The following is a 12,842-nucleotide window of genomic DNA, read 5'->3' on the forward strand; positions in this document are numbered from 1 at the left end:
TCAAGCCACCTGAGTCTACTTGATAATTGGTAAGAAAGTTAACTTTTTTGTGTCCAAAATATTGACCTAGATCCATTCATTAAAGAGACATAATCTTGAATTAATAAAGGGGATTGTTAGGAAGTAAATAGAAGCTATAAGTGTCTATAGCCTTTTTTAGTTCGTGTTTTAACTAATTATTGCTAAAATAATTGTAAATACTTATAAAGGATTGAGGTGGAAACTGTAATGGAATCTCATTGGAATGCAACCGGAATATCAAAACGCTTTATCAATGACTTACAAAGTTTCTGCTCAAAAAACGATCAGATAGAAAAAATTGTTTTATTTGGATCAAGAGCAGAGGGGATTACCACAGATCTTCTGATATTGATTTAGCTGTTTTTACAAATGAAAGTTCTCTTACTCAACAAAACTTGATAGAACAATCAATTAATGAAATGTCCACGCCCTTAAAAATTGATGTTGTTTTTATAGAGCGTCTAAATAAAGAAAAACTGATTTTCAATATTAGGAAAGATGGTGTAGTTGTATATGAACAAGGAAAGGCTCTTCGAGAAGCCTAATGATTACAAACGTGCGAGTGCTAGGCTTAATGAAGCAACAAAATAGAAGATGATATTATTTACGACGGTGTCATTCAGCGATTTGAGTTCACTTTTGAATTAAGTTGGAAACTTATGAAAATGTTTTTAGAATATACAGGGATCACTGAAATTAAAAGTCCTAGGACAACAATAAGAGAAGCATTTACATATGGCTTAATTGAAGACGGAGAACAATGGATTGATATGATGGTAGACCGTAATAAAACCTATCATCTTTATGATAAAGAAGAAGCTAAACTAATTTATGAAAAAGTTAAAAGTAACTATAGCCATCTTTTGTCCAATCTGTGTGATATGTTAGAAGAAGAAATGACAAAGATAAAGTAGATGTTGTATGAAAATGGTTAAGGTTATTCTAAAAAGGGCGCGTTTATTAAATGAACGCGTCTTTTTCATGTATTTTGCTAGATTGTTGAACAAATATAGTCACTTTTCTTATTAAATTCGGAGTTTACTTGAAAACCTGAAATAGCTAAACGCCAGGTGGAAGTCTTTCACATCGCCCCATCAAACATCACCACTGTATAACTGCCAGCTTCTGAGTATGTACTTAAGGGCATTACGTTTTGTTCTGATAGAAACGGTGGTGTATCAAAGATATTCCCATTCGTAATCTCCCATAACGGGTACGAGTGCTTTCTGCAGCTCATCTAATTTTGGGCCCTGTTTCAAACATTCTTTTTGATAAATTAGCCAGAAAATCATTAGAAGGGATCAATGTCCAGGTTCTATTGATCTTGATGTTACAAAAACGAGCATCTTCATTCAGGGTGGCCGTTACTTCTTTGAAGGTGTTATATATGTCATGCTCACCGGTTATGAAGTTGGTTAAATTCCCTGTCTATCCAATCAATGGCTAAAACTTTTTCTTCTTTACTTAATAGATACGAAGTAATCCCGTTACTGGTAAACTAAGAACAGCCGTCCTTACAAATCCCAAATGTTATTATTTTTGCTGTTAACATTAACATTTATTTCAACAATAACTTTAACAAATACATTAAATATGATTTCATCAAAGTGCTCTATATATATAATGACACTATCAATAATTCTGAGAGTAACATTATTTTTGAAATTGCAATATATGTCATAGTATATATTAACAACAACAACTATGTTGAATTTGTCTTTGATGAAATAATATATTTATTAAAAACGTTTAAAATGTCTCATTCCAAGATTCATAGTGATTTCTTGACGGTTTGATTAATGATTATAATAAAAAATGTTGTATTTTTTCTTCAAATATTATTGAAAAAAGGTTAAAGAATATAGAAAATCAAAACAATCGTGTAATAGAAATTTGGGAGAAATTAGAGATAAGAAATAAAAGTTATTCCACAATCGGGCGCTTTTCTGAAATAAGGAAAGCGTCTTTCTTTATGAAAAGGGCCAGATAATGGAATAAGACTTGGCAGTTAAATTGGATATTTATGTTAAAATAATTAGAGATTGTGAAGGGTTGTACTTAAAGTAACGAATAGTTCATTTAGTAAGAGAGGTTTTTTAATCAAAATATTGTATAAAAATCCATTTAATTGTATTATTATTTAAAAATGTAGAAAGGGGATTAGTTATGTACATTCCAAAAGCATTTGAAGTTAGAGATAATACTAAATTATATGACTTTATAAAGAGTAACAGTTTTGGGATTTTGTTTTCTCAGGTAGAGAGTGGTCCATTTGCGACACATTTACCTTTCTTGATTGATGAAAATATTGGGGAGGGTGGTGTTTTAATTAGCCATATGGCAAAACTAAACCCTCATTGGAAAAACTTAAGTAATCAAGAAGTCCTTGTTGTGTTCTCTGGACCACACACTTATATTTCACCAACTTGGTATAACGAAGAAGATACTGTACCTACTTGGAATTATGTAGCAGTCCATGTCTATGGAACAGTTAGAATAATAGATGAAAAAGAAGAAATGGTTGAATTAATGGAAAAGACAGTTGATTTTTATGAAGCATCTATGCCAAACCCGTGGAATACTCAATTTGATAATAAATTTATAGGTGGCTTAATGAACGGTATAGTTGGATTTGAGATTTCAATCAATAAGATTGAAGGAAAATGGAAACTAAACCAAAATCACTCGATAGAAAGGCAACAAAATCTTGTTAATGGTTTGAAAACGAGCAACAAATATAATTCAATTGAAATAGCAAGCATAATGGAGGAGAATATTAAAGCAAATAAATAAAAATGAATTAGAGTGTTTATTCAAGTTTTATTCATTTTTCTCTACTTTGTAATTTTGTTTTATTAAAAGTAACGGGAGCTTTCCTTTAATAACGATCTTCCGCAATCGGGCGCATTCGTATTATGGAGTAATAAAAAAAGCCTAATTTCTCAATTTTAATACTTGAGAAATTGGGCTCTTTATATTGGGATTTCCTTAACGTTGTAAATCAGTACTTATAGTATATATTTTCAAAAGGGACCGTTTCCAGGGGTTGGGCAAAACACCCAATTTGTATTTTAATTCCAATTTTTTGGGAATAAATGTTATTATTATAAATGGAAATTAAAATACTAGGAGGAAAGAAAAATGAAAACATTATCTCTATGGGCTAGTTTAATAGCGTTAGTAGTCTTTACGTCGGCTTGTTCCGTCCAAAATTCTGATGAAATTATTGAAAAAGCGGTCGAGGCTCAGGAAAATCTTGAAAGTTACTATGGTGAAGTGACTAGTAATATTGAATTTGCAGGAAACTCAGAATCAATGACATATAAGGAATGGAATGTAAAACCTAATAAAAGTCGCGTAGAAATGGAGGATGGACATCTATTTGTATCAAATAGTGAGCAGTCTTGGTCGTATGATGAGACAAATCATACCGTAACGATTTTTGATGGAATAGGTGAGCTGACTGAAGATATGCCAAGTGAATCGGAGATGATTCGCAACGTATTAACCGAAATGATGAACTCCAATGATGTTGTAGCTAAAGGAAAAGAAACCGTTGCTGATAGACAAACTATTCATTTATCTTTAACTCCAAATGAAAACCAAGAAGACGAATGGTTAATAGCTACCGAGTATGAAGTATGGGTTGATGAAGAAACGTATATGCCATTAAAAATGAAAATGGTCAGTGATGAATTCACATCAGAAATGGAATACACTTACATTGAATACAATATTGAAATAGATGATGAATTATTTCATTTTGAAATTCCAGAAGGTGCTAAGGTCCAAACGATGGAGGATTTAATGCAGGAATCATTGACCCTTGAAGAACTCCAAGAAACAACGTCCTATCATGTACCTGAACTATCATATCTTCCAGAAGGCTATGAATTTAAGCAAGCAAGCTACTTTGGTGAATTGGACTTAGGAATGGCAATGGTTGAATATGCTGATTCAGAAGGGAATTTTCTAATGTTTACTATCTCATCAGAACCACAAATCTCTCCCAATCTAGAGAACACTGAATTAGTAGAAATTGGTACTGTTGAAGGTACCTATACGAAAATGTATGATATGCAATTTGTTTCTTGGGAAAAAGATGAATTACTGTTTGAATTAACTTCTACAGAAGATCTATCAAAAGAAGAAATTCTTCAGATTGCAGAAAGCATCCAATAGCAATGCTTACCCAAAAGCTGATTTAATGAGTCAGCTTTTAATCTATTAATTAAAAAAATGTCGACTATTTAGGGTGCTTATTGAAACCAAAAGAAACAAGTATTAGTGAAGACGGAGGCTTATCTTCAATAAGGTTATCTATAAATGATCTTCCACAATCGGGCGCTTTTCTGAAATAAGGAAAGCGTCTTTCTTCATGAAAAGGGCCAGATAATGGAATAAGACTTGGCAGTTAAATTGAATATTTATGTAAAAAATAATTAGAGATTGTGAAGTATTGCACTTAAAGTAACGAAGCAGAAGAGTTGAATAAGGAACAAACAACATATCCAATTAATAGTAGGGGAAAATAACCTTTGATAAAATATCAAAGGAGATTAAAATGAAGCGTTTTATTGTAATATCAGTCATAGTATTATCATTATTTACTTTAACTTTTAATGTCTATGGAAAAGAAACAACTGAAAATGAGAAAAGAGAAAGTTCTAATTCAAAATTGAGCTTAACATTAAAAGAAGCGATTGAGATCGCACAAAATGAGGCACTGAAGTGGAATAAAGAAGCGATGTTATTTAACGGAAGTAGTGTTGATAGAGATGAAGCTCAGGCAGGAATGGATGGTAGGAGAAAACATTGGAACATCCAATTTGGTATACCAGGTAAGACAGATTGGTATGTAGTAACTATTCGAGATGGGAAAGTGTGGAAAAAAAACGCATTTACCTAATGAATTAGACCGTATGTCTGAGAGCCACTTTATCTCTAGTGTTGAAAAATTCAAGTATGATACACCTGAATTACTGAAAAAGGGACAAGAAATTACCAAAATATATCCAGGAGACATTTTTGCTAAAGGATATAATTTTGGTTTCACTAAAGATCCGGAAAAAAAATTCCACTCGTGAAGGTTATTGGTTGGGATCAGAGCAGAAAAAACATGATTTACTTGATGTTCAACGCAATAACAGGAGAACTAGAAGAAAAATTTAAAAGAGAACAATATAAAAATTAAAGGGGTTATATTCATTAAGCTAACTAGCGTTTCTGCAACAGCAGCAGGAACGTTTTTTACTAACGAGGCAGGATAGTGTAATAAAGCCTGTCAGTATAATTCATAGCTTTCGGTTATACAATGTATTTAAAAAGGTGTGGCTTATGAGGTTATACATATCAGTGTTGCTCTTATTTTTAATTTTATTAGGCTGTTCAAACAACACAGGTTTATTTGATTTTGCTCAACTTGTAGAGGAACTTGAAGGAGCAAAAGTGAATTATAGTATTATAGAAAATAACGAGAAAGACCCGTTCTTTTCCGTTCCACCAAAGGCGATTAATGTGAGTGGGGAATATATTTTGATATACGAGTATCCAACAAAAGAGGATATGGAAAAAGACGCTTCTGCTATCCATCCAGATGGGAATATCGGAAATGCTTCAATTAGTTATATATCAGACCCTCATTATTTTAAAAAGGGGAATATTATTGTTCAATATACAGGCAAGAATAAGGTGATTTTACAAAACTTGGAGAAAATCTTCGGAAAACAATTTGCTGGTCGTTAGTAAGTTATTCTAAAGGGTGCGTTGATTTAACAAGGTCAGCGCACTTCTTATTGTGTTAACGAGCAGCATTGTTTAACAAAGCCTTCATATAAATAATTTTTTTATTAAAAGGAAACCTACTGAGAAAACAATATAGGGAGCTTTTAATATGAAGAAAATCTGCCTTAGTGTATTTATTACTTTAGCCATTTCACCTTTAATAACTTATGCAGAAAGTGAATTTAAACCATCTCCTCCTTGTACTGTGATACTTGAACCAACTGAAGGAATACCTGAAAATGCTAAAGGCGTAGCGCTCCTTTATAATATTGAAAGAGAGTTTAATGATAAAAGAACAAGCCTTAGCCTACACGCTTTACATATGCCAAATCCATCAAAGTTTGGAGATTATGATAGTTATGAGGTTTTAGCCTATATTCCAGATGAAATAAGTTGGACATTTAAACTTAATAACTATTTAGAGAACAATTGGTCTGGAAATTTAGATGAGATTTCCCCAACAATGAGACCAACCCGAATTAAAGTACGAACAATAAAATCAAATACAAATAAGTCTGGTCCTATTGTGCTTGAAAGAAATGTATCTTGTTCAAAATAATAATTTTCTTGTTGAGCTAACGGGTGCGCTCCTTTAATAACGATCTTCAGCAATCGGGCGCTTTTCTGAAATAAGGAAAGTGTCTTTCTTCATGAAAAGGGCCATTTTTTTGAATAACACTTATCAGTGAAATTGGATATTTATGTTAAAATAATTAGAGATTGTGAAGGAATGTACTTAAACTATAGAGGCAGAAAGCACAAGAAGAAAGATAAAATACAAGGGGGAGATTACTTTTATGTTATGGATTATAACTCAAGATACAAAGGTCTTGGTAAATGTTAAAGAAGTAACCGTAAAAGGCAATTTTATTGAAGGAGTTATTAGCAGAAGCTTTTTTGTCTATTGGAGTAAAGTATTAGGGAAATATGACACAAATGACAGAGCGAAAGAAATAGTTAAAGAAATTTATTCGAAAATAGAACAAGGCAATAGTAGTATAATAACTTTTTCAATGCCTGCTAAATGATTTTGCTTCTTTAAGTAACGGATAGCGATAGCACAAGAAGCTATCGCTGTTCTTGTTGCATAAATGAGAAGTCTAAATGGAGGGAAATTATGATGCCTAGTCAATTGATGCTTTATATCATAATCGGTGGAGGAATTGGTTTATTTTTCGAAGGATTTTGGAACGGCATAAGTGCTATGGTGTTGATATGGATTGCGGTGCGATTTGATTATTTTATTCGTACTTATGAGAAAAAGAATTTTGAATCGTAGTTAAGCTAACGGTGAGCTTATCTTGAATAAGGTTTAAGCATTGATTTTCAACAATCGGGCGCTTTTCCGAAATAAGGAAAGCGTCTTTCTTCATGAAAAGGGCCAGATTGTTGAATAACACTAGATTTTCCTTTCTTTAATAGAGGGAGTTTAGTTGAATAATCTACCCAAATTTTATGGGGAGGTACAACTGTTAGTTCGTGGAACGCGGAACTGTTGGCACTTGTGAGAAAATAAAATGTGTTACCGTTTGTGCATACGGATTTACTTCTTCTATAAATTGCTCCGCTTTTGAAAAGGTTTCGAAGTGTATTTTAAGCATAAAACATGCATTTCCTGCTATACGATAACAAAACTGTACGTTTGGGAGTTTCTGAATAAAATTTTTAAACGATTTATAATCTCCGTTTTTGACTGTTGCTTCGATAATACATTGGATAGGGAGACCTAATTTCTCATAATCAATGTCTAATGTATAGCTTTTGATAACACCAAATGATTCCATTTGCCTAACCCGTTCTGTTACAGAAGGAGAAGATAAATTAACTCTTCTTCCAAGTTCACTCATAGATAAGCGACTATTGTTATGTAATTCATCTAATATCTTTCTATCAATATCATCAATTTTCATTATTAAAGGAATTCCCCTTTATTTATTAATTATTTAATGAATTTATCAATAATTAATTATGGATTTAATGTTATACAAGTATTTTATTTTCTATAATTAATATAACAAAGGGGGATTTTAAGTGGCAAGAATTAAGGAATCAAGTTTCGGAGACACACCATTTCAACGGCTTTTAGGATATAACGTAGAAGTAATGCAAGGCTGGGCTCATCTAGGAAATGTATTAGAAAAAGAAGGGCGGCTCTCTTTTGAGTTAAAAGAACAAGTAAGAAGAACATTAGCCCAAAGTAATGGATGTGAGTATTGTAAAGCGAAAGGTAAACCTGAGCTTGAAAGGTTTGATGAAAAAACTTCTATTGCGGTTGCGTTTACGGAGGTGTTTTTAAAGCAAAAGGGTGATATTTCAAATTCAGCTTTTAAAGTTTTGCAGGAATGCTTGACCGAGGAAGAAATAAGTGAGCTTTGTGCATTTATTTCTTTTACCACCGCTTCACAATACTTTGGAGCAATGATGAAATTAGATCCTGTAAGAAAATAACTAAATCTGTAAGTTATTCAACTAACTAGGCGCTTTTCTGAAATAAGTAAAGCGTCTTTCTTCATGAAAGGGCCAGATAATTGAATAACACTTGGCAGTTAAATTGGATATTTATGTTAAAATAATTAGAGGTTGTGAAGGATGTACTTAAAGTAACGGGTAGAAGAGTTGAAGAAGAATTAACTGTTGTTAGATAAATAAGAGGAGGTAATTTTTCATAAAAATGGATAGGTTCAAATTGTTCTTGTATTTGAGTGCTGTATTATTGATTGTTATTCCAACAATAATAGTTCTTGTGTCTGATGTCACATTCACTGCAACTTTTAGTAGTACAGTAATAGTTATATCAATTGTGTTAGTAATACTTGGGAAGCTGATAACTGTATTTCAAAAAAGAAAAGAGAATAAGAGTTTTGCGGTAGATATTGGAGCACTAATCGGGTTATCCATTGTTATAACCTTAAGGTTTATTTAAGTTATATTCAGGATATTGTTCAATGCTAATGGGGGCGAAACTTCAATATGAGGCTCGTTTATTTTTTTATGAACAAATTACAGGTTTAAATATGGAACTGAAGAAGAAGTGGTATTTTATCTTATGTGGACATTGCTTATTGTTAGTATAATTATATTGATTTTATTATATTTAGGATTACTAAATCATTTGATTCTTGTATTAATTTCTGTATCTTTACTAATTTTCGGAGTGAAGATAGAGAATAAATTATTTGGAAATTTAAAGAAGCCGAATAAGGTTCTTTCGATTTCAATAATATTTCTCTTGATGATTGTCATTTTGACATTGCTTTTTAAATTTCTGAGATTTTATTCGTGACTTTTTGTTTTATCTTTTTTCAGAAACCCCATCATGAAAAAATGTATTGAGTAAATTAAGATATTTTTATTGAATGAAAACGTTTATTTGAGTAAGGGGGAGTGGAATGATTATTGGTGTGACTGTAGGATTTCTACTATTAATGGGTTTAACAGTTGGAATAATGGCAACAAACGGAAAAAATCGGCCTAAACTAAGAAAGGAGAACATCCCGGAAGATCTCGGTGCACTGAATCTTGTCCCAATACAGCCTTTGCTTCATCAGCTAAATACGGCATTAGGCTATAAATATATACAACAAGTAAAACAGCGATTCCTTCAGGAGAATCCCAATCGGAGTGAGGTTGAGTTTGAATGGCTACTGTTTGAGTTAAAGCGCTATTTCTTAGTATCAAATCTTCTCCGGAAAGCGCCTATGTTTAGTAAAGATGTGGATGAAATATGGCATGAGATGATTCTTTTTACAAAAGAATATCAGGTTTTTTCGGAGGGATTTTTAGGAGAAATGCTTCACCATATCCCGAACAACAATCCAGAGCCGGCACCACATGATCGCGCCTTATTTGATTGGGTTTTCTCGCAGCTTTTTGAAATTACCGAATTTAGCTGGAAGGCCTGGGGAAGTTTTTTTAAACACCCATTGTCCAGTGAAATTTTAAAAGAGTTTAAGGAAAGTAGTCAAGATGAATTAATTAAAAAATATTTTCGTCAAAATGAAGATAACAAAGAGCTGGCTGAATATTTAGTGGATCGAATGAAACAACAACTAAGTGAAGCGGAAAAGATCTATCGGATTGATAAAAAAGGCTCATTTACAAAGCAACGGACATACGGTGATATGACCTTCTTGTCCCTTGTAATGGTTTTCTTCTCCTATTATTATTTTGATGAATATTGGGAATACGCAAAAGTATATGCCTTTACTCAGGCAGCGACAAACACAAGCGGTTGCTCCACCGCCATTTTCTGCGGCACAGCTTTCACAGATCGTTTCGGAAATGACCATGGCCATGGTGATGGTCCCGCAGATGGCAGCGGGGATAGTGGAGGCAGTTCCTCCTGCTCAAGCTGCAGCGGCGGTTGTTCATCTTAGGTGAATGGATAGAAAATAAAATGAATAGCAGTCGAGTAGAAGGGAGCCTTTCTACCTTACTACTGCTTATTTTGGGTAGAAATTAAATAGGTTCTTATTAAACAAACGGGTGTTTTGTTCAATAAGGCATTGCAATCATCTTTTACAATCGGGAGCTTTTCTGAAATAGGGAAAGCGTCTTTATTATGTCTCCAAAGGGTTATAAGACTTTCCTGAAAATTGTGTTCTTAGATTGTTGAATAACTTTAGTATGAAATTTACAATTTTTGAGCATAATAGAATTAAGATTAATTGGTTCATAATCCGGGAGAGTGAAAGTGCAATGTTATTATCTGAAGCTTGGGAGAAGTATCAACTTGATAAGAAAATCGAGGGATATTCTGCTCTAACATTGAAAACCTATTGCTTTCAATACAATCTATTATTAAGATTCTTTGGCAATATCGATATGGGTGAATTTACTACAGAGAAACTCAAAAGCTACTTAATTGAGGCCGGAGAACATTTAAAGCCTTCTAGCCTAGGGCATCGAGTTCGTTGTATTCGATCACTTTTCAAATGGACATATGATGAAGGCTTCATTTCCAAGAATCCAGCTGCTAAATTGAAAGAACCAAAGCTGGGTAAAAGAATCCCAAAATTCCTTTCAGAGCTCGAGATAGAACATCTCAGAGAAGCGTGCCATACCTCCATGGAAAACGCATTATTTGAATTTTTTTATTCTACCGGTTGTCGTATTGGAGAAATCGTAAAACTCAATCGTGATGATATTAACTTCTCTACGAATTCTGTTATTGTACAGGGAAAAGGCGATAAGGAAAGAGAAGTGTACTTTAATACTCGTTGCTCCCTATGGTTGAAAAGGTATTTCGACGAACGGGACGATGAGGATCCATGCCTGTTTATCACCGAAAGAAGACCCCAAAAACGTATGAGTATCGACCTTATGAGGTATATCATTAAGCGTATATCATGTCGTGCAGGAATTAAGAAGAGTATTCACCCACATCAATTACGACATAGTTATGCGACTCACATGATCAACAACGGAGCACCTCTTGAAGTAATCCAGAGCTTACTTGGTCACGAAAAAAGTGAAACAACTAAAATATATGCACAACTAAGTGGAAAGCAGAGACACGATTTCTATAGCAAATACTTTTAATAAAAGAATTGAACTTTACCAAACTGGGTAAGCGCGTTCTTCATTGAACGTGCTTTTTCCATATTTAATGGATTAAGTGATTAAGTAATATTAGGAAAATTCAAAATAATTTTAATTAAACTAAAGGGCCAGATAATGGAATAAGATTTGGCAATTAAATTGGGAATTTATGTTTAAATAATTAGAGATTGTGAAGGACTGTACTTGTGCGAAATGTTCCTAATTAAATGGAGGATGGTTACATTTCTCTAGTAAAGATCATCGTTAGCTTCAATACACTTTTTCTTTGTATATAACCATTGCACTAAAATAGAATATGGTAGATGAAAATTTTATATCTACTATATCAATAGAGGTATCACTTAAAAACTCATTTACTTTCTTATCCATTCCTTTTTCAGACCATCCATAAAATGTTTTTACTTTCAATTGTCATCCTCCTAAATAAACCATTTATAATTTGTAAGAATAAACTACCTCGATGAGACAATAAGCTATAGGAGCTGCCACAACATTAGCTCTTTACATTAGCTTTATGCTACTGTTTTTTCTTTAGAAAGACTTTTTTATCAAGTTGGTTAAAAATCATTTCTTTCTTCTTTGGCAATAGGGCCACATTATGGAATATCTGTTATTAGTTTAAGATTAAGCAAGGTGAACCGTAATGTATGTAATCACAAATTTTTATTTGACCATAAAGTATTTATCAGCATTTAAATAGAAAGCACCAAGCTTAAATGGTATATAAAGAATGAGGTAAAACCCTCTTAATCGTAGCCAACCGCAAACATTATTCTCAATTGGAATGTTAGTCTGCTTAACCAAGTCGGTGTTTCAGTTACTTTTAGGGATAAATCGAATAAATATATGAACCGAGAGTAACACTACTCATAAAACTAATGTGAGGTATTAATGACATGAAACAGATTATTCTCTGGTTACTCTTGATATTGTCTTGGGCGTCCTTGTTTTTTTTGAAAATGGATACTGTACGCAGGTACATGCCGGTAGCTCTATTTATGACCGTTATTCATACCTTGTCATATCAAGCGGCTTACCATTACGGATGGTGGAAAGAGACAGGTTCCAGTCTGTTCGGGTGGGATAAAGTCGCCCCGGTACCTTGGGTGTATGGAGCATATTTAGTTATAGTTATCTGGGTTTTCCACTTTACTTTCGGAAAATTCTGGATGTATTTGACTGTCAATATACTTTTGGATGGGGTATTTATGTACATCGTTTACCCGGTATTGCAGCGGATGGGGCTTGTTTCAAGTGAATCGACTTTGCCTACCATTGCTATTGTTGCTATGATGGTCGGTTTTGCGATTATCATCTATCTTTACCAACTGTGGCAGGACGAAGTGTTCAAACAGTCCAAAGCGTAACTCATAAATGACCAAGAACTGGCTTAACGTCCCCTTCATTGGAGAAGGAAAGCGAAATAACCGAAAACAAGGAGATTTCCGAGTCGAAGACTTGTCCACGTTGACTTC

The 12,842-nt window shown here is 33.3% G+C and carries 17 protein-coding genes; 14 read left to right on the forward strand and 3 right to left on the reverse strand.

The genetic code is table 11. The features are described from left to right. The first annotated feature begins 228 nt into the window (after positions 1–228). The 3 genes from SAY88_RS23520 (at position 229) to SAY88_RS23525 (ending at position 935) form a co-directional block, all read left to right on the forward strand. Complete coding sequence (locus SAY88_RS23520) at positions 229–378, forward strand: hypothetical protein (RefSeq protein WP_332634783.1); 150 nt, start codon at positions 229–231, stop codon at positions 376–378. After that, on the forward strand, positions 369–566 hold the full coding sequence (locus SAY88_RS26115; protein WP_431308913.1) for a hypothetical protein: 198 nt from the start codon (positions 369–371) through the stop codon (positions 564–566). The genes SAY88_RS23520 and SAY88_RS26115 overlap by 10 nt, the downstream gene beginning before the upstream one ends. Positions 567–638: 72 nt before the next feature. Then, positions 639–935, forward strand: coding sequence for an HI0074 family nucleotidyltransferase substrate-binding subunit (locus SAY88_RS23525; protein WP_332634806.1), 297 nt, complete (start codon positions 639–641; stop codon positions 933–935). A 167-nt stretch (positions 936–1,102) separates the two neighbouring features. Here SAY88_RS23525 and SAY88_RS23530 read toward each other — a convergent pair whose 3' ends face one another. Next, positions 1,103–1,258, reverse strand: a complete 156-nt coding sequence (locus SAY88_RS23530) for a hypothetical protein (protein ID WP_332634785.1) — start codon at positions 1,256–1,258, stop codon at positions 1,103–1,105. Positions 1,259–2,187: 929 nt separating this feature from the next. On the opposite strand from SAY88_RS23530, the gene SAY88_RS23535 reads away from it, so the two are divergent. From SAY88_RS23535 to SAY88_RS23565, 7 genes are all read left to right on the forward strand, one after another. Further along, positions 2,188–2,814: an FMN-binding negative transcriptional regulator gene (locus SAY88_RS23535; RefSeq protein ID WP_332634787.1), complete on the forward strand. Its 627-nt coding sequence runs from the start codon at positions 2,188–2,190 to the stop codon at positions 2,812–2,814. A gap of 348 nt (positions 2,815–3,162) precedes the next feature. Beyond that, positions 3,163–4,203 (forward strand): DUF4367 domain-containing protein, encoded by a 1,041-nt coding sequence (locus SAY88_RS23540; protein WP_332634789.1) that lies wholly within the window; start codon positions 3,163–3,165, stop codon positions 4,201–4,203. A 382-nt stretch (positions 4,204–4,585) separates the two neighbouring features. Further along, a complete protein-coding gene (locus tag SAY88_RS23545; protein ID WP_332634791.1) occupies positions 4,586–4,930 on the forward strand; it encodes a hypothetical protein in 345 nt (114 codons plus the stop codon). A 428-nt stretch (positions 4,931–5,358) separates the two neighbouring features. Next, on the forward strand, positions 5,359–5,766 hold the full coding sequence (locus tag SAY88_RS23550) for a hypothetical protein (RefSeq protein ID WP_332634793.1): 408 nt from the start codon (positions 5,359–5,361) through the stop codon (positions 5,764–5,766). A 148-nt stretch (positions 5,767–5,914) separates the two neighbouring features. Next, a complete protein-coding gene (locus SAY88_RS23555; RefSeq protein WP_332634795.1) occupies positions 5,915–6,364 on the forward strand; it encodes a YoqH family protein in 450 nt (149 codons plus the stop codon). Between the two features lie 238 nt (positions 6,365–6,602). Continuing rightward, on the forward strand, positions 6,603–6,833 hold the full coding sequence (locus SAY88_RS23560) for a hypothetical protein (RefSeq protein ID WP_332634797.1): 231 nt from the start codon (positions 6,603–6,605) through the stop codon (positions 6,831–6,833). 89 nt (positions 6,834–6,922) lie between these two features. Beyond that, positions 6,923–7,084, forward strand: a complete 162-nt coding sequence (locus SAY88_RS23565; RefSeq protein ID WP_332634798.1) for a hypothetical protein — start codon at positions 6,923–6,925, stop codon at positions 7,082–7,084. Between the two features lie 193 nt (positions 7,085–7,277). Here SAY88_RS23565 and SAY88_RS23570 read toward each other — a convergent pair whose 3' ends face one another. Further along, positions 7,278–7,715 carry an Lrp/AsnC family transcriptional regulator gene (locus SAY88_RS23570; protein ID WP_332634799.1) on the reverse strand — a complete coding sequence of 146 codons (438 nt, stop codon included), beginning with the start codon at positions 7,713–7,715 and terminating at the stop codon, positions 7,278–7,280. Between the two features lie 121 nt (positions 7,716–7,836). Here SAY88_RS23570 and SAY88_RS23575 point away from each other — a divergent pair, with 121 nt between their 5' ends. The 3 genes from SAY88_RS23575 to SAY88_RS23585 all read left to right on the forward strand — a co-directional run bounded on the left by SAY88_RS23575 (position 7,837) and on the right by SAY88_RS23585 (position 11,346). Further along, a complete protein-coding gene (locus tag SAY88_RS23575; RefSeq protein WP_332634801.1) occupies positions 7,837–8,253 on the forward strand; it encodes a carboxymuconolactone decarboxylase family protein in 417 nt (138 codons plus the stop codon). Positions 8,254–9,194: 941 nt separating this feature from the next. Next, positions 9,195–10,181: a glycine-rich domain-containing protein gene (locus tag SAY88_RS23580; protein WP_332634802.1), complete on the forward strand. Its 987-nt coding sequence runs from the start codon at positions 9,195–9,197 to the stop codon at positions 10,179–10,181. 322 nt (positions 10,182–10,503) lie between these two features. Continuing rightward, positions 10,504–11,346 (forward strand): tyrosine-type recombinase/integrase, encoded by an 843-nt coding sequence (locus tag SAY88_RS23585; protein WP_332634803.1) that lies wholly within the window; start codon positions 10,504–10,506, stop codon positions 11,344–11,346. 270 nt (positions 11,347–11,616) lie between these two features. On the opposite strand, the gene SAY88_RS23590 is transcribed toward SAY88_RS23585, so the two are convergent. Beyond that, positions 11,617–11,775, reverse strand: a complete 159-nt coding sequence (locus tag SAY88_RS23590; protein WP_332634804.1) for a sporulation protein Cse60 — start codon at positions 11,773–11,775, stop codon at positions 11,617–11,619. Between the two features lie 488 nt (positions 11,776–12,263). Between SAY88_RS23590 and SAY88_RS23595 the strand changes: the two genes are divergently transcribed. Then, complete coding sequence (locus SAY88_RS23595; protein WP_332634805.1) at positions 12,264–12,734, forward strand: hypothetical protein; 471 nt, start codon at positions 12,264–12,266, stop codon at positions 12,732–12,734. Positions 12,735–12,842: the final 108 nt, after the last annotated feature.

The sequence above is a fragment of the Halalkalibacter flavus genome (assembly GCF_036663575.1).
GTDB lineage: Bacteria > Bacillota > Bacilli > Bacillales > Bacillaceae_D > Halalkalibacter > Halalkalibacter flavus.